Origin of the sequence: Bacillus sp. T3, assembly GCF_033449965.1 — a bacterium.
GTDB lineage: Bacteria > Bacillota > Bacilli > Bacillales > Cytobacillaceae > Bacillus_BU.
Genome location: NZ_CP137761.1, coordinates 3,708,027 through 3,730,390, shown reverse-complemented (window position 1 = coordinate 3,730,390; position 22,364 = coordinate 3,708,027). Strand labels below are relative to the sequence as shown.

22 protein-coding genes are annotated in these 22,364 nt (G+C 37.8%); 16 read left to right on the top strand and 6 right to left on the bottom strand.

All coding sequences use genetic code 11. The features are described from left to right. Positions 1–252 precede the first annotated feature (252 nt). The 4 genes from RGF10_RS19060 (at position 253) to RGF10_RS19045 (ending at position 4,714) form a co-directional block, all read left to right on the top strand. A complete protein-coding gene (locus RGF10_RS19060) occupies positions 253–1,266 on the top strand; it encodes a 2-oxoacid:acceptor oxidoreductase family protein (protein WP_318505004.1) in 1,014 nt (337 codons plus the stop codon). Further along, the gene (locus RGF10_RS19055) at positions 1,266–3,563 is read left to right on the top strand and encodes a transketolase C-terminal domain-containing protein (RefSeq protein WP_318505003.1); all 2,298 of its coding nucleotides are present in this window, start codon (positions 1,266–1,268) and stop codon (positions 3,561–3,563) included. Before RGF10_RS19060 ends, RGF10_RS19055 begins: the two co-directional genes overlap by 1 nt. A gap of 104 nt (positions 3,564–3,667) precedes the next feature. After that, positions 3,668–4,159 (top strand): methylated-DNA--[protein]-cysteine S-methyltransferase, encoded by a 492-nt coding sequence (locus tag RGF10_RS19050; protein WP_318505002.1) that lies wholly within the window; start codon positions 3,668–3,670, stop codon positions 4,157–4,159. A 303-nt stretch (positions 4,160–4,462) separates the two neighbouring features. Continuing rightward, entirely contained in the window at positions 4,463–4,714 is a 252-nt protein-coding gene (locus RGF10_RS19045; RefSeq protein WP_318505001.1) for an aspartyl-phosphate phosphatase Spo0E family protein, read from the top strand. Between the two features lie 192 nt (positions 4,715–4,906). Here the strand turns inward: RGF10_RS19045 and RGF10_RS19040 are convergent, their stop codons facing one another. Further along, complete coding sequence (locus tag RGF10_RS19040) at positions 4,907–5,638, bottom strand: ZIP family metal transporter (RefSeq protein WP_318505000.1); 732 nt, start codon at positions 5,636–5,638, stop codon at positions 4,907–4,909. A gap of 366 nt (positions 5,639–6,004) precedes the next feature. Here RGF10_RS19040 and RGF10_RS19035 point away from each other — a divergent pair, with 366 nt between their 5' ends. From RGF10_RS19035 to RGF10_RS19020, 4 genes are read left to right on the top strand one after another with little or no spacing between them, the layout of a single operon-like run. After that, complete coding sequence (locus RGF10_RS19035) at positions 6,005–6,811, top strand: electron transfer flavoprotein subunit beta/FixA family protein (RefSeq protein WP_318504999.1); 807 nt, start codon at positions 6,005–6,007, stop codon at positions 6,809–6,811. Positions 6,812–6,864: 53 nt separating this feature from the next. After that, entirely contained in the window at positions 6,865–7,890 is a 1,026-nt protein-coding gene (locus RGF10_RS19030) for an electron transfer flavoprotein subunit alpha/FixB family protein (RefSeq protein WP_318504998.1), read from the top strand. Further along, entirely contained in the window at positions 7,883–9,178 is a 1,296-nt protein-coding gene (locus RGF10_RS19025) for an FAD-dependent oxidoreductase (RefSeq protein ID WP_318504997.1), read from the top strand. Before RGF10_RS19030 ends, RGF10_RS19025 begins: the two co-directional genes overlap by 8 nt. Next, complete coding sequence (locus RGF10_RS19020) at positions 9,178–9,462, top strand: ferredoxin family protein (protein WP_318504996.1); 285 nt, start codon at positions 9,178–9,180, stop codon at positions 9,460–9,462. The genes RGF10_RS19025 and RGF10_RS19020 overlap by 1 nt, the downstream gene beginning before the upstream one ends. 174 nt (positions 9,463–9,636) lie before the next feature. Here the strand turns inward: RGF10_RS19020 and RGF10_RS19015 are convergent, their stop codons facing one another. After that, positions 9,637–9,966 (bottom strand): hypothetical protein, encoded by a 330-nt coding sequence (locus RGF10_RS19015; RefSeq protein WP_318504995.1) that lies wholly within the window; start codon positions 9,964–9,966, stop codon positions 9,637–9,639. A gap of 220 nt (positions 9,967–10,186) precedes the next feature. On the opposite strand from RGF10_RS19015, the gene RGF10_RS19010 reads away from it, so the two are divergent. After that, positions 10,187–10,714 (top strand): hemerythrin domain-containing protein, encoded by a 528-nt coding sequence (locus tag RGF10_RS19010; RefSeq protein ID WP_318504994.1) that lies wholly within the window; start codon positions 10,187–10,189, stop codon positions 10,712–10,714. Between the two features lie 35 nt (positions 10,715–10,749). Here RGF10_RS19010 and RGF10_RS19005 read toward each other — a convergent pair whose 3' ends face one another. Then, positions 10,750–11,991 (bottom strand): MFS transporter, encoded by a 1,242-nt coding sequence (locus tag RGF10_RS19005; protein WP_318504993.1) that lies wholly within the window; start codon positions 11,989–11,991, stop codon positions 10,750–10,752. Positions 11,992–12,195: 204 nt separating this feature from the next. On the opposite strand from RGF10_RS19005, the gene RGF10_RS19000 reads away from it, so the two are divergent. Beyond that, complete coding sequence (locus RGF10_RS19000) at positions 12,196–12,636, top strand: MarR family winged helix-turn-helix transcriptional regulator (RefSeq protein WP_318504992.1); 441 nt, start codon at positions 12,196–12,198, stop codon at positions 12,634–12,636. A gap of 74 nt (positions 12,637–12,710) precedes the next feature. Further along, positions 12,711–14,405, top strand: coding sequence for a M3 family oligoendopeptidase (locus RGF10_RS18995; protein WP_318504991.1), 1,695 nt, complete (start codon positions 12,711–12,713; stop codon positions 14,403–14,405). Positions 14,406–14,466: 61 nt separating this feature from the next. Here RGF10_RS18995 and RGF10_RS18990 read toward each other — a convergent pair whose 3' ends face one another. Next, positions 14,467–16,617 carry an ATP-dependent Clp protease ATP-binding subunit gene (locus RGF10_RS18990; RefSeq protein WP_318504990.1) on the bottom strand — a complete coding sequence of 717 codons (2,151 nt, stop codon included), beginning with the start codon at positions 16,615–16,617 and terminating at the stop codon, positions 14,467–14,469. 296 nt (positions 16,618–16,913) lie between these two features. Between RGF10_RS18990 and RGF10_RS18985 the strand changes: the two genes are divergently transcribed. Continuing rightward, on the top strand, positions 16,914–17,951 hold the full coding sequence (locus RGF10_RS18985; RefSeq protein WP_318504989.1) for a YkvI family membrane protein: 1,038 nt from the start codon (positions 16,914–16,916) through the stop codon (positions 17,949–17,951). Between the two features lie 49 nt (positions 17,952–18,000). Here RGF10_RS18985 and RGF10_RS18980 read toward each other — a convergent pair whose 3' ends face one another. Further along, entirely contained in the window at positions 18,001–18,612 is a 612-nt protein-coding gene (locus tag RGF10_RS18980) for a CPBP family intramembrane glutamic endopeptidase (protein WP_318504988.1), read from the bottom strand. Positions 18,613–18,862: 250 nt separating this feature from the next. Next, a complete protein-coding gene (locus RGF10_RS18975) occupies positions 18,863–19,051 on the bottom strand; it encodes a YkvS family protein (RefSeq protein ID WP_318504987.1) in 189 nt (62 codons plus the stop codon). A gap of 293 nt (positions 19,052–19,344) precedes the next feature. On the opposite strand from RGF10_RS18975, the gene RGF10_RS18970 reads away from it, so the two are divergent. From RGF10_RS18970 to ptsP, 4 genes are all read left to right on the top strand, one after another. Further along, positions 19,345–19,539: a hypothetical protein gene (locus RGF10_RS18970; protein WP_318504986.1), complete on the top strand. Its 195-nt coding sequence runs from the start codon at positions 19,345–19,347 to the stop codon at positions 19,537–19,539. A gap of 141 nt (positions 19,540–19,680) precedes the next feature. Next, complete coding sequence (locus tag RGF10_RS18965) at positions 19,681–19,854, top strand: aspartyl-phosphate phosphatase Spo0E family protein (protein WP_318504985.1); 174 nt, start codon at positions 19,681–19,683, stop codon at positions 19,852–19,854. A 422-nt stretch (positions 19,855–20,276) separates the two neighbouring features. Next, positions 20,277–20,543 (top strand): phosphocarrier protein HPr, encoded by a 267-nt coding sequence (locus RGF10_RS18960; RefSeq protein WP_318504984.1) that lies wholly within the window; start codon positions 20,277–20,279, stop codon positions 20,541–20,543. Then, positions 20,543–22,255, top strand: coding sequence for a phosphoenolpyruvate--protein phosphotransferase (ptsP, locus tag RGF10_RS18955; protein WP_318504983.1), 1,713 nt, complete (start codon positions 20,543–20,545; stop codon positions 22,253–22,255). The genes RGF10_RS18960 and ptsP overlap by 1 nt, the downstream gene beginning before the upstream one ends. The last annotated feature ends 109 nt before the right edge of the window (positions 22,256–22,364 follow it).

Here is a 22,364-nt window from a genome sequence, read left to right as displayed (position 1 = left end):
TATATTCCTAAAATCATGAAAGTTTCGCTCTGTTATATCACAATATAAACACTGTTATATAAGTGGTTTTTAACATTTTAATCATAATAAATAACGTTTTTGGTCAAATATACAAAAACTGTGCTATATTTTTTTTGTAGATGTTTGATTTTTGTCACAGATTTTTCATTAATACTGGAATAAAATAATAAAGAAATGATTTATTTGTGAAAGTATTCTAACAAATATGTGAGAAAAACTGGGAGGGAGAACATGTCAGTCTTACCGAAGAAAAATGATCTAGGTTTTTTTGAGATTCGTTTAGAATCAATTGGGGGATTAGGTGCAAACTTAGCAGGGAAAATGTTAGCAGAAGCCGGGGTTTTAGGTCTTGGTCTAAATGGAGCGAATTTCTCTTCATATGGTTCAGAAAAGAAGGGATCTCCAGTTAAATCCTTTGTACGTTTTTGTGATGCAGATGTAGAAATTAGAGATCATAGTCCGATCGAACAGCCTCATGTTATCGGTGTATTTCATGAAGCTTTATATAAAACAGTTAATGTTGTAAGCGGATTAACGCCAGATGGGATTGCTTTAGTTAACTCTACTCGTGAATTTGACGAGGTTAGAAAAGATTTACAGTTGGAGTATGGTACATTGGCCATCGTTGACGCATTAACCATTGCAGTTGAGGAAAAAACAAAAGTTAATACAGCGATGCTTGGAGCACTATTCAGAATCTGTGATTTCCTAGATCCGGATTCAATGCGTAAGGTTATCCGTAAGACTTTTGAAAAGAAATATCCTCATTTAGTAGAACCAAACATTCGCACGTTTGATCGGGGTTACAATGAAGTAGAGTTTAAAACGTATGAAACTCCAGAAGGTGTGGAAGGTAAGGTATTTACACGACCACAACCACTTTTAGGCTATATGACTCAGGAAATTGGTGGGGTTATGGTTGCCCAAGCAAATAGTATTTTCAAAGATTTAAGCGGTTCTCGTCAAGGTTTCTTACCAAAATATGATGCAGAAACCTGTATCCATTGTGCGGCATGTGATACGGTATGTCCTGATTATTGCTTTGTTTGGGAAGAAGGCGAAGATAAGCGCGGACGTAAGCAAATGTTCTTAAAGGGGATCGATTATCAATATTGTAAAGGCTGCTTAAAATGCATTGAAGCGTGCCCAACAACTGCATTAAGTGACTTGCGCGAAACAATCGGCTATGCAGATGAAAATCGAGTAAAACAGAACTTTCCGTATGTAGCTGGGGGGATGAAATAATGGCACTTCTTGAAGAAAACAACGTGAAAAAAGATCTTTCTGTTGAACAGACAACAACATTTGAATCAGGTAATGAAATGGCTGCCATGGCTGCAGCGCAAATCAATTATCATATTATGGGGTATTTCCCAATCACGCCATCTACTGAGGTAGCCCAATACCTAGATATGATGAAAGCGCGTGGGGAACACGACATAAAACTTATTCCGGCTGATGGTGAGCATGGTTCAGCAGGTATTTGTTACGGTGCAGCAGCAACTGGCGCACGTGTATTTAACGCTACTAGTGCAAATGGATTATTATATATGATTGAACAGCTACCAGTTCAGGCTGGAACACGCTTTCCTATGGTTATGAATCTAGTTACTCGTGCTGTTAGTGGACCACTTGATATTCGCGGTGATCACTCTGACCTATATTACGCACTCAACACAGGCTGGGTGATTTTAACAGCAAAAACACCTCAAGCCGTTTATGATATGAACATTATGGCATTAAAAATTGCCGAGCATTCAAGCGTGAGATTACCAGTAATTGTTGCTTATGATGGATTCTTTACTTCTCACCAAAAACGAAAAGTAGAATATTTTAAGGATCGTAAAGTCGTACAAAAATTTGTTGGAGAATGTCCAACAGACTACAACTTTGCACGTGATCCGAAAAAACCTGTTACAATCGGTGCCCATATGGACGGGAACGACTTAATGAGCAATCACTTCCAGCAATCAGAAGCGATTTATCGTGCAGGTGAGGTATTCAAAGAAGTTGCAGCTGAATATGCTGAGCTTTCTGGTCGAAATTACGATGTATTAGATTTATATAAAATGGAAGATGCAGAAGTTGCTTTGTTCCTATTAAACTCTGCTGCGGAATCTGCTAAGGATGTAGCCGATAAATTAAGAGCACAAGGCATCAAAGCTGGTGTGATTAGCCCGAATATTATCCGTCCATTCCCAGCCAAAGAAATTCGCGAAGCGTTAAAAAATGTGAAGGCATTACTAGTTGGAGAGCGTGCGGATTCTTATGGTGCAAACGGACCAAACTTAACACATGAAGTAAAATCTGCACTTCAAGATGATAAAGAAAATAAAACAATTGTGCTTAGCCGAGTATTTGGTCTTGGTGGGAAAGATTTCTATGCAGATGATGCAGAAGCTTTCTTCAATATGGCAATCGACGCGATGGAAAAAGGCTATGCCGAAAAACCATTTGATTACTTTGGACATGTCCCAGGTAATCCAGAAAAAATTCTAACGCCTGTTATTGAGCCACAACATGGCGATGCTTATAAAACAGGACTTATTCAAGTTACACAAGATGAAGAAACCCATAAATTAAAAGTGAAGATTCCTCCTTTAAGAGCACTTACAACAAAGCCAAAACGGATTGCTTCAGGGCATGGAGCTTGTCCGGGTTGTGGGATTTTTGGTGGACTAGAATTGTTCTTTAAAGGAATCGAAGGCGATGTAGTTGTCCTTTATCAAACAGGTTGTGCGTATGTAACAACAACTGCATATCCATATACTTCTCATAAACAAACGATGATTCATAATTTATTTCAAAACGGCGCTGCGACATTGTCTGGTACAGTTGAAGCATTTTTGGAGTTAAAGAAACGCGGAGAAATCGAAGTAGCTGATGATGCAACATTTGTCATGATTACTGGTGATGGTGGTATGGATATCGGCATGGGTTCTGCGATTGGAACAGCACTTCGAGGACATAAATTGATTATGCTTGAGTATGATAATGAAGGCTATATGAATACCGGTTCACAAATGTCTTACTCAACACCAATTGGCCATATGACAAGTACATCATCAATTGGAAAAACTCAACAAGGGAAGACATTCCATCATAAAGATACGGCACAAATTATGGCAGCAACAAATATTCCATATGTATTCACAGGTGTCGAAGCATTCCCGCAAGATTTAATTAAAAAAGCGGCCAAAGCACAATGGTATGCGCAAAATGTTGGAACTGTATATGGAAAAATATTAATTGCTTGTCCACTAAACTGGAAATCAGAAGATCGTTATGGAAATGTCATTGTCGAGGCAGCGGTAAATTCCAACTTCTTCCCACTATATGAAATTGAACAAGGGGAAACAACGATAACTTATGACCCAGAGGCTAAGAAAAAGAAAATTCCAGCTTCCGAATGGCTAAAATATATGGGTAAATCAAAGCATCTATTAAAAGAAGAAAACAAACCACTTCTTGAACAATTTGAGGTTGAAATTGAAAGAAGATGGCAAAGATTAAAAGCCAAGCATGAAAACCCATTATTATAATTAAGATTCATTTCACCGCCCAGCCCGATATGGAGCTGGGTTTCTTTTTGACTGTACCGCTATCGTTAAAAAACGTATAATTAGCTCAGAAAGGGGATGGGAATATGCGTGTTTTTACGAAAATGAATACCCCAATCGATGAATTGTACCTAGTCGCTGATGAAAATGAATTGTCAGTCATCCATTTAGGCGAAGAGGACTTTAATAGGCATGAAAATCTGGAGGAAATCGTCTATCAGCCAGAGCACCCAGCATTACGTATTGCGGCAGGGCAGCTAGAGGAGTATTTTGCAGGTAAAAGAACAAGCTTCGATTTACCGCTATTCATTCAAGGTACGAGCTTTCAACAGGCAGTATGGGAGCAATTACAAAATATCCCGTTTGGAGAAACGCGGAGTTATTTGGATATTGCGGAGTCAATCCATAACCCTAAAGCAGTTCGTGCAATTGGCCAAGCAAATAAAGCAAACCGTTTTCCAATCATTATCCCTTGTCATCGAGTGATTGGGAAAAATCAATCGTTAACAGGCTATGCTGGAACGAGAATCGATATAAAAGAAAAACTCCTTCGACATGAAGGTATATTCATAAAATAAATCTTATATAAGAAAAAACGGTGTTCGTTAATAATGGACATCGTTTTTATTTATATGAAAATACTAAATGAATATTACATCAATATAAGAAAATGTTAACAATTATTATTACGTAGTTGACTTTGATTTTGTCGAATAATCTAGAATAAATAGGGTGAATTAGGCTCGAAAAATATTTTTTTGAAAAAAATGTCTAGTTTTGCGATTCTATTTACTTTTAACCCAATTCTTGTGATAATTCATCAGTACCATCTGATACTAATAATGGATTTGATATGTGATTGGGTTAGGAGGAAACAGGAGTTGTACCAGGAAAAGGAAATTTCAAGTTTATTAGAAAAAATTAACGAATGTAAATTGAGGTTGTATGAAGCGGCTGAAAAAAATGGCGCAAACCTTACAAGTGAAGAAACGGTTAAGCGAAGTCAAGAGTTGGATCAATTAATCTTCCAATATCAAAAAGCTTCCCTTAAAAAACCATTGGAACAGATAGGAGGCAAGGCAATGATTTGGTCAATGATGTTCGTATTGCCCAATGTACTTGCTGAAGTTTGAAATTCTAATTACTTGGCCTTGACTAAATTTTTGAAGACTTCTGGGTTACGTTTCTAATACATGATTTGAGTTATCATGGGAAGTTCTTTCCTGAACATCCTAATTTAACCCAAACGCATCATAATATATTAAAAGACTGGCTTATACACGATATGTAAGCCAGTCTTTTAATGAATTGGATGATAATATCAACTAAAAGATTTCAATTAGCAAAATCATAAATAAAAGACCGATAATAAAGGCGTAGGTAGATGTTCGCTCGTTTCCATCTCCATGACTTTCTGGAATTAACTCTTTATAAATAATGAACAGCATGGCGCCTGCGGCGAATGAAAGCCCATATGGTACTAAGTCATCAACAAAGGAAGTTAAATAATATCCGAAAAAAGAAGTGACAATTTCGATGGAACCAGTTAGGGTCGCAAGGATAAATGCTTTATATTTACTAATATTTTGGTTAACTAAAAAAAGCGCAACCAACAAACCTTCTGGAGCATTTTGAAATCCAATCGCAAAGGCGATTAAGTTACCAGTTTCTCCAGCGTTTGATGCATAACTGACACCTACTGATAACCCTTCAGGAATATTGTGCAATGTAATCGCTGCAATAATAAGCATTGCTTTTTCATCAAAAATGATATTTTTACTAGAATGATGTAAATCCATATGTGGGATGTTCATTTCTAGTATTGTCAAAGTGATGACCCCAAGAAAAACTCCAATTGCTAACGGGATAAATCCTCCACTATTTAATGCTTCAGGAATTAAGCCCATCGTTGAAGCTGACATCATAATTCCAGCAGTAAAGGCAAGCAAAATGTCTCGAAACCGGCGTGTCACCGATTGTGACATAAAGATGATAATTAACGCTCCGAGACCAGTTGAAAGGGCAGAGAGTACACTTCCAATTGTTACCTGTAACATTTTCTCCCCCTACCAAATTTCTTTTTATACATGCGAAAAGAAATCCTATTAATGAATCGAGAATCCTATTTTTCATAAACTTGTTAATATTGTATCCGAAATTAGTTTTAGGTCCAAGTTATTAAACCTTTTATTCATGTCAATATTCACTGCCATGATAAAAATAGCCTATCCTCATTTTTTATATAATTCTTCTTCAAATTAAGGATTGTTCCTCTTTTATAACTATATGATTCTAGCTACATAATTGCCCAATATATATAAAAGTTTGTACTATGGACCCGTTTTAAGACATATATCGTATTAAAACGGTTTGTGAGAATCAAAGACCGCTTACACCTTTTATAAAAAGGGGGATATATTCGCATGCATATTTTAGTTTGTGTTAAGCAGGTGCCAGATACAAAAATCATTAAAATCAATCCAAAGACTAATACACTTGACCGTCGCAGTGCACCTGCCATCCTAAATCCGTATGATGCCCATGCAGTACAGGAAGCGGTACGTATTAAAGGAATCGTTGGAGGATCCATTTCGGTCCTGTCGATGGGACCGCCCCAGGCAACAGCTGTGATTAAGAAAAGCATTGAAATAGGAGCGGATCGAGGCTTTTTAATATCGGACCGAGCCTTTGCCGGTGCTGATACTCTTGCAACAAGCTATGCCTTGTCAAAGGCGATTGAACGTATATCAGAGGACTTTCCGGTGGATATAGTGATTTGTGGAAAGCATGCGATTGACGGGGATACCTGCCAAGTTGGTCCTGGGATAGCGCGTAGAATTGATATTCCACCTGTCACAAATGTCATTGAGGTAACAGAGGTAAATCTTGAGAAAAAGAGTATCTTTGTGAAACGAAAAGTAACGAGTGGCTATGAAATCATCCAAACATATCTCCCTTGCCTGCTTACTGTTGAAAAAGAAATTAACGAGATTGAATACTCTCCAATGCCGAATATGATCAAAGCAGCGCGCTATGAACCGATTATTTGGTCTGTTAATGATTTGCGTGATGTTGATAAGGCTCAATTAGGCTTAAAGGGTTCACCAACAATTGTAGGAAAAATGTTTACACCCCCACGGCCAGAAGGTGGGAAAAAGATAGAAGGAACAGCTGATGAACAGGTTGACCAAATCATGTCTATTTTATTAGAACAAAAGCATTTATTTTAACCATAAGCGTACATTGATGTCATCATCACGCTGTGAGATAGGGGAATGGAATCATGAACGATTATAAAGGAGTTTGGGTTTTTATTGAGCAAAATTGTGGTGTAATTGAAGGGGTATCACTTGAATTACTAGGTGCAGGTAGAAAGCTTGCAGATAAGCTTAGTGTCCCGCTCAGTGGCGTTTTATTAGGTACAGAGGTTAAAGCATTGACTAAGGAAGTGATTGCGTACGGTGCAGATCAGGTGTATGTAATTGATGACCCTATATTAAAGGATTATCGTACTGAATCCTATATGAAGGGGGTCATTATGCTGGCTGAAAAATACAAGCCGGAAATCTTTTTGTACGGTGCAACGGCAAATGGCAAGGATTTAGCAAGTGCTGTTGCGACAGATTTGTCGACAGGTTTAACCGCCGATACGACGATGCTCGATGTTGATGTCGAAAAGCGTCTGTTAGAGGCAAGTCGCCCAGCATTTGGCGGAAATATTATGGCGACTATACTTTGTAAAAAGCATCGTCCGCAAATGGCGACCGTTCGTCCGAAAGTCATGAAAGCGCTCCAACCAGATATAAAAAGAAACGGAACGATTATCGAAGAGAAAATGACCTTATCAGAAAGTGAAATGAGAACAAAAGTAATTGAAATTGTGAAAAATGTAACAAGAAAAGTTAATTTAGCGGAAGCAGATATTATTGTTGCGGGTGGTAAAGGATTAGGGGACCAAAAAAACTTTGAACTGATTCATGAATTAGCAGAAGCAATTGGCGCTAGTGTTGGCGGATCGCGTGATGTTGTTGAAGCAGGCTGGCTGCCTCATGAGCAACAGGTCGGTCAGACAGGTGAAACGGTTACTCCAAAGATTTATTTTGCAATCGGCATATCAGGTGCGATTCAACATGTTGTTGGTATGAAAAACTCGGAACTAATTATTGCGATCAATAAGGATCCAAATGCTCCTATCTTCGATGTTGCCACATATGGGATTGTCGGTGATGCAATAGAAATCATTCCAAAGTTAATTGCTCAGTTTAAAAAACTACGCACGGAAAAAGGTGGTGAGATGTCCTATGTCTGAAAAATTTGATGTGATTGTTGTTGGAGCAGGTTCGGCTGGTACATCCTGTGCGTATACGTGTGCTAAAAATGGTTTAAAGGTTTTGCAAATTGAGCGAGGGGAATATCCTGGTAGTAAAAATGTTATGGGGGGAGTTCTATATCGGAAGCAAATGGAGGAGATCGTTCCGGAATTTTGGAAGGAAGCACCGTTAGAAAGACCGGTTGTTGAACAACGATTTTGGATGATGGATAAGGAATCGGTGCTTTCCTTTGGTTATAAAGGGCTGGAATGGGCCGAGGAGCCATACAATAATTTTACAGTTTTGCGGGCGAAATTTGATCAATGGTTTGCCAATAAAGCAGTAGAGGCGGGTTCGCTCTTAGTATGTGAAACAGTAGCAACCGAGTGTATCGTCGAGAATGCAAAAGTGATTGGCGTTCGAACAGATCGTCCTAATGGTGACATATATGCAGATGTTGTCGTACTTGCTGATGGTGTCAATTCATTATTAGGGAAACAATTAGGCTTTCACAAAGAATTTCGCCCAGACGAGGTTGCATTAACGGTCATGGAGGTGATTAATCTCCCAAAGGAAAAAATCAATGAACGCTTCAATCTCGAGGATAATCATGGCTGCACAATTGAGATCTTTGGAGACTCAACAAAAGGGAATCTCGGTACTGCATTCCTTTACACCAATAAAGACAGCTTGAATATCGGGGTAGGAACCACCCTTTCGAGTATGATTAAGGCAAAGCTTAAGCCTTATGATTTACTGGATTACTTAAAAACCCACCCGATGATAAAGCCATATCTAGAAGGAGGAGAATCCGCTGAATACTTAGCCCATTTAATTCCTGAAGGTGGATATCATTCTGTCCCTAAGGTGGTTGGCAATGGTGTTTTAGTGGTGGGTGACGCCGCTCAATTTGTCAATGCAATCCATAGGGAAGGCTCTAATATGGCGATGTCGTCTGGAAAAATGGCCGCAGAAGCAATTGTGAAGGCAAAAGCGGAAAATGACTTTAGTGAGGCAGGGTTAAGTAGCTATAAAGAAGCCATATACAATAGCTTTATTATGAAGGATTTGAAAAAATATAAGGATGCAACCCATACATTTGAAAATAACCCCCAATATTTCCGTGAATATTTGCCAATGATGAACCAAGCAGCCAGTAAATTCTTTACGGTGGATGGTACCCCAAAGCGGGATAAGCAAAAGGAGATCATCCGTAGTATGACAAAAGAAAAAGGTCGTCTAAAGGTGATGCAAGACATTTATCGTGCTTGGAAGGCGGTGAAATAATGTCGACAAAAACAATTGAGGAAAAGCAGTATTTGGTTCGGTTTAAAGCAGATACAAAGTCTCACTTAACGGTACTTGACCATGATGTATGTGCAACAAAATGTCCTGAGAAATACTGTACAGTGTTTTGTCCAGCAGAGGTTTATAAATGGGAAGACATTCGAATGCACGTTGGTTATGAGGGCTGTCATGAGTGTGGGAGCTGCCGGATTGGCTGTCCTTATCAAAATATTAAATGGGAATATCCGAAGGGCGGACATGGGATTATTTTTCGGCTAGCCTAGCATTTTATGTAAATTGTTTATGAATAAACTAACCTTGGAACTTAATTTTAGGTTTCTAGGTTAGTTTTTTTATTTTTAAAATAAAAATGGAAATTTGGGGTTGTATTTGATTATGTAGATTATTTCACAAATGAGGGGAAAAAGAAGGAAAGTAAAGCATCGAGCCAATGTTCATTAGTTGGCTTTTTCTATAAAATCGATCATGGAATGATCTTTATTTTGGCAGGTCTCCTCTAATTCAACAGCTTTAGCATAGGCTTCATCAAAGTTAATAAAGCGAGGGGAGCGATAGAGAGGGGTGTTCCAATTAAAGGTACCTCCGCTATCAGCTGGATAGACTGATACCTTCCAATGATAGTACTCTTCATTTGGCTTTGGATACCCTTCAAGTGAAACAAGCCAATGGGTTAAACTTGATTCAGAATTATTTAGTGAAGTCCGATCTTTTTCACCCATCGAGATTAATGATTTGGGGTAAAATTCTCGATACGAACTAAAATGCATGAAGTTCCCTCCTTACAATAGATTATTACCAATATATGTTTGTGCTCGGTGAATTTTGACACAAACTATAATTTTCCTTAAAAATGTTCATAAACCTATTCTTGTAGAAGAAAAATAATGATGTTCGTTATGGTCGTAAAGTTCAAAGTGACATCAATCACAACGTTCAAACACTATTCTCACTATACTAAGATAAAATGAACCGAAAGGGGAAAAAGAGATGTCTGGATGTATGAGTTCAATGATGGGAAATCAATCTGTTCCTTTAAGCGAGGGCTTAGCTCAATTAAAAGCTGAGCATATCCCTCTTTTAGAAAAGTTACACGGTCTATCTGCACTATGCACAAAAATTGCTGAGCAAGAAAATCCTGACGAGACATTCAAGCAATTAAAACAAGCTGTGAAGGTATTTATGGAAGAATTGGAGCCCCATTCTGAACGAGAAGAACAGGTTTTATTTAAAATGATGGAAAATTATCTTGGAGTGGGTATGGGTCCGATTGCTGTAATGGAATACGAGCATGATATGGCCAAATCCTTCATTGGTAATTTTTTTGAAAAGACAAAGGAAAATCGCGATCAGCTTAGTGTAGAGAAGATGAAGGAATACAGTGAGCTAATAAAAAATGCTTACTTAACCCTTACGGATCATTTTGCTAAGGAAGAAAATGTACTATTTCCAATGGCGGAAAATATGTTATCTCCTGAAGAAAAAGCAGAGCTATTTGAGCGTATTAATAAAATATAAAAAGGATGGGGTAATTACCCCATCCTTTCGTCGTTTTATCTAGTGTATAGCTCCTTTAGCTTTTGATCAGACGGTAGGAAGGTGGTGAGAATTCCCAGTAAGGGTAAAAAGCCGATCATGGTCATTGTTGTTGTTAATCCAAATGTATCTGCCAAATGGCCAAGCCAAATCGAGCCGATTGCTCCCATACCAAATGCGAAACCAACAGTTAATCCTGCCATTGTTCCGATTTTTCCAGGGAATAATTCCTGAGCATACACAACGGTTACCGAAAAGCTGGTCATTAAAACAAACCCTGATACTGCGAGCAAAAATAAAGCGATTGAGCTCGGAACGTATGGAATTAGAAGGGTTATCGGTGCTGATCCTAGTAAGGACACAAAGATCAGTTTCTTTTTCCCGAATCGGTCGGCAAGCGGTCCGCCAAATAGTGTCCCTGCAGCACCTGTTAGCAAAAAGGTAAAGGTGAATATTTGAGACTCTCTAATCGTGAGCGCATATTTTTCTATTGCAAAAAAAGCATAATAATTGGTCATACCTGAAATATACCAGGACCTTGCGAAAATTAATAAGAGCACGAACACTAGGGCTACCCAAGCAGCTTTAGGATAAGGGTTAGTAGGGGTACCGGCTGAGGACTGTTTCTTATTTTTTATTTGATTGTTTACGACATCGAGTTTTGCACGGTACCATACCGAAATATAATAGAGTAAGGTAACGGCAAGCGCCGCCACAAGGATGAACCAGGATGCGCCGCGTTGTCCTAATGGAACAAGAATGGCTGCGGTTATAAGTGGAGCCAATGCTTGACCAGTATTACCGCCAACCTGATAAATAGATTGTCCTAGGCCACGTTTTGGACCTGATGCCCAAAAAGCAACCTTTGATGCCTCAGGATGAAAAATGGCTGAGCCTAAACCCATTAAGGCTACCGAGAGCATGATTAATTCAAGCCGTGGTGCAAAGGTTAAACCAGTGACGCCAATCATCGTAAAGGTCAGAGCGAGCGGAAGAGTGTAAGGTCTTGGCTTTTTATCTGAAATCATTCCAAAAACGGGTTGCAAAAGTGCAGCTACAATATTTAATGAGAAGGCGATTAGACCCAATTGTGTAAAAGATAATCCCATTGATTTCTCCAAAATTGGAAACATTGCAGGTACAACGGATTGAAGAGAATCATTTAATAAATGACACACACCAAGGAGAATTAAAATTTTATAGGTTGTTGCTTCATACTGTGTGGTGCTGTTCGAAACCGATATTGCTTGCTGACTCATTGTGTCGCCTCTTCCCAGTAAATAAGTTTAGTATGGATTTTTTCCTATCATATAGTATCTTACAAAATATATTGGTTAATTTGAATTACTTTGTTTAAATAAATGGATAAATTAGGGACTCCAATTGACAGTCCGTACCTAATTTTATATAATTATTTTGAATTCAAGATTTTTAATTTTTCTCTAATAAAGGATGAAGACAAGATGAGTTCAGATCAAATTAATCAATCGTTAAAACTATTTATTGTTCTTTCGCGTTCATATAAAGCAATAAACGAGCATTTGAAACGGTTTATTGCTGACCAAGGGTTAAATCCAACAGAGTTTGCCGTGATGGAGCTTCTGTATCATAAGGGGGATCAGCCGCTACAACAAATAGGTGGTAAAATCCTTTTGGCAAGTGGGAGTATTACGTATGTAGTAGATAAGCTTGAGCAAAAGGGGCTTTTAAAACGAGTAGCCTGTCCAAATGATCGGCGCGTTACGTATGCTCAAATCACCGAAGAAGGTAAGCAATTCATTGAAAGTATCTTTCCTGAGCATGAACAAAGAATTAATGAAATTATGTCTGTATTGAGCGATAGTGAAAAAGACCAGGTAATTGATTTATTAAAGAAGCTTGGTTTATCAGTAGGGAAATATTAAAAAGCGGTCATTTCGGCTGCTTTTTCTTATTTATTGGCATTTTTACATACTATACTATAGAGGAGGTTGAGGAAATGAATTTTACTGAATATACATATACCCGTCCAAATTTATCAGAGATTAAAAGAACGTTCCAAGAGGAGCTAACTCAATTTCAACAAGCCGCATCAGTGGAAGACCAAATCACCTCAATCAAAAAAATAAATAAGATTCGCGATGATGTTAGTACAATGTTTAATCTGTGCTATATCCGTCATTCTATTGATACAAATGATGAGTTTTATAAAAATGAGCAGGACTATATTGATGAAATCGATCCCGAGATAGAAGAATTGGTGACTAGCTATTATCAGGCATTAGTTCAATCTCCCTATCGAAAAGAGCTAGAACAAAAATGGGGGAAGCAGGTGTTTGCCCTTGCAGAGACCCAGCTTAAAACATTCGATCCTAAAATCATTACTCTTTTGCAGCAGGAGAACAAACTATCAAGTGAATATACGAAACTAATTGCCTCTGCAAAAATTCACTTTGATGGGGAAGAACGAACACTGCCTCAACTAGAGCCTTTTGCTCAATCACCTAATCAGAGTATGAGAATTCGAGCCAATGAGGCTCGCTTTGGATTTTTTGCTGACAATGAAGCAAAGTTGGATCAAATTTTCGATGATTTAGTCAAAGTCAGAACGGAAATTGCTAAGGCTTTAGGCTATTCTAATTTTGTTGAGCTAGGCTATGATCGGATGAGCAGGACGGATTACAATTCGGAAATGGTGGCAAAGTTCCGTAAACAGGTTGAAAAATATATTGTTCCGCTCGCTACAAAGCTAAAGGACAGACAGCGTATGCGAATTGGGGTCGAAAAATTAAAATATTATGATGAGCCAATCATTTTTCACACAGGAAATGCGACTCCAAAGGGAAGCCCTGAATGGATTATTGAAAATGGTCAAAAAATGTACAATGAGCTATCGCCAGAAACAGGCGAATTTTTCAAATTCATGACTGAATCCCATTTGATGGACCTCGTTGCAAAAACAGGCAAAGCCGGTGGGGGATATTGTACTTTTATTGAAAACTATAAGGCGCCGTTTATTTTTTCTAACTTTAATGGCACGTCAGGTGATATTGATGTGCTAACACACGAGGCAGGTCATGCTTTTCAAGTGTATTTAAGCAGACAATTTGATATCCCAGAATATTACTGGCCAACCTATGAAGCATGTGAAATTCATTCGATGAGTATGGAGTTTTTTACTTGGCCATGGATGGACATATTCTTTAAGGAGGATACGGAGAAATATCATTTTGCCCATTTGAGTGGTGCATTGTTGTTTCTCCCCTATGGAGTCGCGGTTGATGAATTTCAAGAGTGGGTATATGAAAATCCGAATGTCTCACCTAAAGAACGAAACCAGGCATGGCGAGTAATAGAAAAGAAATATCTACCTCATAAAGACTATGATGGACTGAGTTATTTGGAAAACGGAGGATTTTGGCAGAAGCAGGCTCATATTTATAATTCTCCATTCTATTATATAGATTATACGCTAGCGCAAATTTGTGCCTTCCAATTTTGGAAGCGGTCAAGACATAATTGGGACGATGCGTGGGCGGACTACCTAAAGATTTGTAAGCTTGGGGGAAGCAAATCCTTTACTGAGTTAGTAGCAGAAGCGAATTTGGTTTCACCATTTGAGGATGGTTGTGTCCAATCGGTTATTGATGAAATTGACGAATGGCTCCAGTCAGTCGACGACAACAAGCTATAATGAAAGAAACAAAAGAGGACCATCGAAGGGAATATTTCCCCATCGATGGTCCTCTTGTAATTTAATTTGATCTTACAATGATATCCTGACCTTCGACTAAGGCAATTAGATTTTCTGCATGTGTTTCATCTAAAATTAAGTCGGTGATTTTGTCTTCTAATTGTTCTTGGATTACACGACGAAGTGGTCGAGCCCCGAAAGCAGGGTGATAGCCAAGTTCAACAAGCTTATTTTTCACTTCAGATGTAACCGTTAAATTCAAGTTTTGTTCACTCATAACTTGCTGTAATTCATCAAGCATTAAATCAACAATGTTTAGTAATTGATCTTTGTTTAATGATCTAAATTCGATAATGCTGTCAAAACGATTTAAGAATTCTGGTTTGAAGAAGGAGCCTAATGAATCAAGAATGCTTGATTCTGTAATGGCTGTGCTCTTTCCAAAGCCGACCTCAATCGTTTTATGGCCAATACCTGCATTGCTAGTCATAATAATAACAGAATCCTTAAAGCTGACTGTTCGTCCTTGGCTATCTGTTAATCTACCATCCTCAAGGATTTGCAGGAACATATGCTGTACATCTGGATGAGCTTTTTCAATTTCATCCAATAGAATAATACTGTATGGATTGCGACGAACCTTCTCTGTGAGTTGTCCTGCTTCTTCATGACCAACATAACCTGGAGGAGAACCGATGATCTTAGATACGCTATGCTTTTCCATGTATTCGCTCATATCAAGCCGTATCATCGCATCTTTTGAACCAAACAACTCCTGTGCCAATGTTTTCGTTAACTCGGTCTTACCGACTCCAGTTGGTCCAACAAATAGGAAAGAGCCGATTGGACGGTGCTTTGGTTTCAGACCAGCACGGCTTCGACGAATCGCTTTGGCTACTTTTTTCACGGCTTCCTCTTGGCCAATCACTTTGCTTGAAAGATTTTCCTCTAAATGCTTCATCTTACTTTGCTCAGTCTCCTGTAGCTTTCCTACAGGAATTCCAGTTTTCTTCTCAACAATTGCTTGAATCTGCTGTACATTCACGACCGAATGTTCATGGTTGCTATTTTCTGTTTGAGTCAATTGCTTTTCAAGGTTTGCTTCTTCATCACGAAGCTTAGCTGCTTGTTCATATTGTTCCTTTTTTAAGGCAATTTCTTTTTCCTTGCTAATATCCTTAAGGCGTTGATGGATTTGGGTTGTATCAGGTATAGTATCGGAATTTAGGTTTAAAATGGATCCTGCTTCATCCATTAAGTCAATCGCCTTATCTGGAAGGAATCGGTCTTGAATGTAGCGATGAGAGAGTGTTACACAAGCTTCAATTGCCTCATCTGTATAAGAAACGTTGTGATACTGCTCGTATTTTCCTTGAATCCCCTTTAAGATTTCCACTGCTTTTTCTAATGATGGTTCAGACACTAATACAGGTTGGAAGCGTCGTTCTAATGCTGGGTCTTTTTCAATTTTACGGTACTCTTTTAACGTTGTTGCTCCAACGACTTGGAGTTCGCCACGAGCTAAAGCTGGCTTAAGGATATTTCCTGCATCCATGGAGCCCTCCGCAGAACCAGCCCCGACTAAAAGATGAATTTCATCAATAAAGAGAATGATATTCTTTCGTTGCTGCAAGTCACTGATTAGCTTTTTCATCCGTTCTTCAAATTGTCCACGGATACCAGTATTGGAAACAAGTGAGGCTACATCAAGTAAGTAAACCTCTTTACCTAGCAGTTTCGCTGGGACTTTGCCTTCCGCAATCTTTAAAGCAAGGCCTTCCGCAATTGCGGTTTTACCAACACCTGGTTCACCAATTAACACCGGGTTGTTTTTATTTCTTCTATTTAAAATTTCCATAATGCGGGCGACTTCTTGATCGCGACCAATTACAGGGTCAATCAAACCAGCCTTTGCAAATTGAGTTAGATTGCGGCCGAACTGATCAATAAAGCCTTCGCCATTATTTTGCCTACTATCTTTATTTGGTTGTTGAATACTGGGTGGCTCTGAATGATTTCCGGAAAAGCCTTGCAGAAAATCCTCTAATGGGAGGTGGTTAAACCCATTCATTCCATTTACAAAAGGATTCCCAATCTTTTCACGTTCCTTTGTAAAGCATTCCTCACAAAAGAGGAAATGCTTTTTCTGACCATTGACTGTAATGTTCATTTGAATGTTTGCTTCGTTGGATTGACATTTGTAGCAAAGCATTATGCATAACCTCCTAAAAAAATGTTTGATTTTGACTAACTTTGACCTTTTGTGACTTTATTATACTTTGACCTTTTCTGACTTTCAAGTATTTTGTTTCTAAAATTATGGTGGTTGATTTTCCGCTGAAGGTGCTCCCTTTCCGCGGGGAGTCTCGCACCTTCCACTCCAATCAACAGATTACTCAAATCAACATCATTCTTTAACACAGTCAAAATTTTTCCTTGGCAATCTTATTAAAGCTCGTCATTGTTTGTCCTTCTTTTCATATAAATGGATAAGAGGGGGAGAATGAGTTGAAGTCAAAATGGAGTGCAGCCTTTCAAATTGCAGCAGTTTATGTCGGTACAGTGGTAGGTGCAGGATTTGCCACAGGTAAAGAAATACTTGAATTCTTTTCTCGATTTGGTTTTTTCGGATTTATTGGGATCCTAATCAGTGGATTATTATTAATTTTCCTCGGCTCCAAGTTATTAAGGTTATCGGCTAAAGTCGGGGCTCATTCTTATCAGGAGTTTAATGAATATTTATTTGGTCATTTTTTTGGGAGACTAATAAATATAATGACTCTGCTAATGCTTCTCGGAGTCTGTGCTGTTATGCTTTCAGGGGCAGGGGCGGTTTTCCAAGAACAATTAAATTTGCCGAAAACAGTTGGCCTGATTGTAACGATTTGCTTGTCCATTCTCGTCCTTTTAATTGGTATGAGAGGGCTATTCGTTGTGAATATATTTGTTGTACCATTGATGATATCATTTAGTATTTTTTTAATGTTCAAATCGGTTCAGCTTCCACAGTTCACTGAACAGTTAATGTACATCCCACACATAGCTGATGGGTGGAAAGCTGTTGTTACACCATTTTCTTATGCAGCCTTTAATTTATTTCTTGCCCAAGCTGTTTTAGTCCCAGTTGCAACTGAAATTCAAGATGATGATACGGTCAAGTGGGGAGGGATGCTCGGGGGGATTGCTTTAACATTAATCTTATTATGCGGTCACTTCGTTTTGATTATGCTTCCACAGGTAGAAACCTATGAGGTACCAATGGCGATTATTGTGAAAAATATTGCTTCAGGACTGTACTGGATTTACGTTTTCATTATTTATGGGGAAATTTTCACATCGGTAATTGGCAATGTTTTTGGTCTAGAACGTCAACTCCGAAATTATCTTTCCCTGCCAAGTATTGCGATTATTTGCTGTATTTTTATTAGCACGTATTTTATTAGTTTAGTAGAGTATGGTGAGCTACTTTCCTACTTATACCCCCTATTTGGTTACTTTAGTCTTGTCTTTATTATTTTGTTATGGATGAAGCCTTTAAAGGAATAAAGGGGATTTTGGCATATAACAGAAAAAGCAGACTTTTTCAAAAGTCTGCTTAGCGAAAAGGCATTATATAAAATAACAATAGGTCGTAAATTAAATGAGATACAATCACAAGCGGGATACTTCTTCTCCATGCATACAGCCAAGACCAAAGTAACCCGGCAATAAATGCAGAAAACGGAAGCATAAATTGTCCAGAATAAAGGTGTACGGATGCATACATCAGCGTCGATACAACGATGCTGATCCCGTTCGATGTGTATGTAAGTAGTCGTTTTTGAATGAAGCCGCGCCAAAAAATTTCCTCACCAGGTACAACCACTAATATTAGGGCTAGGTAATGCCAAAATAAATCAGGTCCAAACCGCCTATATAGGATTGTAATTTGTCTTTTTACTGGAATTCCAAAAAACTCAATTAGCTGATTCCCAATCCAAAATAGAAAAAATAGAAGCAAGCCTGAGAGGATTCCAATCATTAAATATCGAAAGACAGACAATTTGTCATCTAATTTATCTTTTGCAACAACAAAGCAAATTAATAGGAGCATGGTAGCGGTGAAAAAGTACCAAAAAACATCCTTATCAGAGAAGGTAAAATACATGAGTATATGTGCTAGTAGGAATCCACTAATGAATCGAAGATCAAGAGCAGATTTGATCATCCTTCTCCTCCTTTCTAAATAACCTATGTTTTTACAGAATATAATGTAATTATGCACCTTTACCGTTCGCTCTATTAGGGTACCAAAATACAAAGTTTTTTTGTAGTTTTTTTTTGCCCGTTTTTTAGTTTTCTTCGTAACTGTTGGAATAAATGGAATAAAATTTGTGGTTGGGTTCAGTGCATGCACTGGACCAGGTTAATCGATGTACAGAAAATATAAAACCGCCATATGAAGCAGAGAAATCTGCTTATATGGCGGCATCTTTAATGATTCTATAGTTTTTATGGTTAACAACTGTTCTTTGATCAAGTTCGAGGTCACGATAATTATCCATATATGTTAAATCGACGATTACTGAATTTTCATTAACTTTTTCAACGATACCTTGTAAGCCTTCTCTAAATTCAATCACGTTACCAACTTTTGCTCTTTTCAAATTACCTCTCTCCCTTGCCTATAAATTTATGTTACTTAACAGTTTGCACTACTTTTTCCCATTCGTAAATGATTTTCAAGGATTTTTCAGAATATTTTTTGGTGAAATTTAGAAATTCGACAATGTTTTTTCACGATTGCTATGTTTCAACATTTTTCTATGTAATGTAAATATTCTTCGAATATGGAAATAATATAAATAATGGACTTTCTTGTTCGCTTTAATTAAGCTTATTAATAATGCATCAGTATTAATATAATAGATTACAAATGTTTAGCAGGTGATGATAAACAATGAATGAGCAAACAATTCAGGATATGTTTGAAAAACTAAAAAACAAAGAGCTAAATGAATATTTTGTAAACAAGGCTGATTTTTTGACAGTACGAATGATCTTAGTAAAACGTGAGGATTTTAAGCACTTCCGCGGTACAGCCCTAAGAGGTGGAGATGTTGTATATCAGTATATGGATGAACAGAGAAGTTAGATACAATTGTTTTTAGCTATAATTTACTATATGCAATTCAATTTAATGTTTGCCGAAATATTTAGACTAGTATGACAAAATGCCTATTATTTTTGATAAATAAGTGGTAAAATATAACCAAAATCTTATGAGGTGACAAATATGAAGATGTTTGAAACTCGTGAGGAGCTCTTATATTTAATTGAAAGCAAACGAATTGAAATGATATTAGAGGCAACTAAAACTGGGTTGTTAAGCTATGAAACAATAAAAAGAAGCAAGGAGCTGGACGAGCTTTTAAATCTTCATGAAAAATTAATTGCAGTTTCCATTTAATTGAATAAAATAGAAAAACAGGGAAAAAGTGTTATTTTATCATAACACTTTTTTATTTTTTGGAATTTTTGTAAAATAATACCTAGGAATGAAAGCGGATTATAGATTGAAAATTGAATTTTCAATAAAAAACAGATTTTTTTATTGTGAAAATATATACAATGATGCTATTCTTTTGTAAGGAATGTGTGCGGTTAAAGCATCAAAGTATTCATTTCTTTACATGTTGTATAGACAATACATGAATAACAAAACGTTTGGAAAAAATAAGCCAAGTTATTGATATCCCAACTGCTTTATTTTTTTAGGATAGAATGTTTTGTTACCTTAATGAAATGAATGTTTTTGTGAAAAGTTGAACGCATTTCCTTTAAACAATCAAATCCACTAAATTTTTACATTAGAAAAGGAGTAGGATAACAATGGTTGAAAAACAATATAAGGTAATTGCAGAAACAGGAATTCATGCTCGTCCAGCAACACTTTTAGTACAAGCTGCGAGCAAATTTAATTCAGATATTCAATTAGAATACAAAGAGAAAAAGGTAAACCTTAAGTCCATTATGGGTGTAATGTCTCTTGGTATCGGTCAAGGTGCAGAATTCAAAATCATCATCGATGGTAGCGATGAGCAAGATGCACTACAAGGCTTAGAAGACACACTTAAAAAAGAAGGTCTAGCACAATAATGAATGTATTAATGGGAATTGCGGCGTCAAGTGGGATTGCAATAGCAAAAGCTTATCGTTTAGTGGAGCCTGACCTTTCATTTGTACAGACTAATATTGAAAACGTTGAACAAGAAGTAGAGCGCTTCCGTGCTGCATTGGCGAAAGCAAAGGGAGAGCTAGAGCAAATTCGTGAGCGTGCTCATCGTGAGTTAGGTGCCGATAAAGCAGCGATTTTCGAGGCGCATTTACTTGTATTAAGTGACCCTGAACTTGTAGGTCCAATTGAAGACAGTATTAAAGCTGAAAAAATGAATGCTGAAGCAGCATTAAAAAATACAGCTGATATGTTCATCATGATGTTTGAGCAAATGGATAATGAGTACATGAAAGAGCGTGCAGCAGATATTCGTGACGTTACAAAGCGTGTACTCGCTCACCTTTTAGGTGTTCAACTTGTTAATCCAAGCATGATTTCTGAAGAAGTAATCATTGTAGCTGAGGATTTAACACCATCAGATACTGCGCAGTTAAATCGTAACTATGTTAAAGGGTTTACAACGGATATTGGGGGAAGAACTTCTCATTCAGCGATTATGGCTCGCTCAATGGAAATTCCTGCAGTAGTTGGAACAAAATCAGCAACTGAATCAATCAAAAATGGCGATCTTGTCATTGTTGATGGTCTTGGTGGCGAGGTACACATTAACCCATCTGAGGAGCTTGTTAAGCAGTATGAGCAAAAGCATGCTGATTTTGAAGCACAAAAAGCAGAGTGGGCAAAGCTTGTTAATGAACAAACTCTTTCAGCTGATGGTCACCATGTTGAATTAGCAGCTAATATCGGTACACCGAATGATTTAGTTGGCGTCGTTAATAATGGTGGGGAAGCTGTCGGTCTATATCGTACAGAATTCCTATACATGGGTCGTGACACTCTTCCAACTGAAGAAGAGCAATACACTGCTTATAAGGCTGTTTTAGAAGGTATGAGTGGGAAACCAGTAGTTGTTCGTACCCTTGATATTGGTGGCGACAAAGAACTTCCATACTTACATTTACCAAAAGAAATGAATCCGTTCCTTGGCTTCCGTGCTATTCGTTTATGCCTAGAGGAGCAAGGAATGTTCCGTACCCAATTAAGAGCATTACTTCGTGCAAGTACTGCAGGGAATCTTAAAATCATGTTCCCGATGATTGCGACAATTGATGAGTTCCGTCAAGCGAAGGCTGTTCTTGAAGAGGAGAAGCAAAAATTAGTTACTGAAGGAATCGCTGTATCTGACAAGATTGAAGTCGGAATCATGGTTGAGATTCCATCAACAGCTGTCCTTGCAGATCTTTTCGCTAAAGAAGTAGACTTCTTCAGTATTGGAACAAACGATTTAATCCAATACACGATGGCTGCAGACCGTATGAACGAACGCGTTGCATATTTATATCAACCGTATAGTCCATCGATTCTCCGTTTAGTAAAAATGGTAATCGATGCTGCACACAAAGAAGGCAAATGGACTGGAATGTGTGGCGAAATGGCTGGAGACGAAACGGCTATTCCTGTATTACTAGGTCTTGGCTTAGATGAATTCTCAATGAGCGCTACATCTATTTTAAAGGCTCGTTCATTGATCAAGCGCCTAAACAAATCCGATATGGAAAAATTAGCTTCTGAAGTTCTTAACATGAGCACAACAGAAGAAGTTGTTGCAGCAATTGAAGCTGCAACAAAGTAAAACATAATGTAAAGAAGAAGTCGTTCCTTTTTTAAGGGACGGCTTCTTTTTTTGAGTTAAAGAACGGCGTCATTCAAACAGCAAAATTGAATCCTTTTTTTCGAAAATG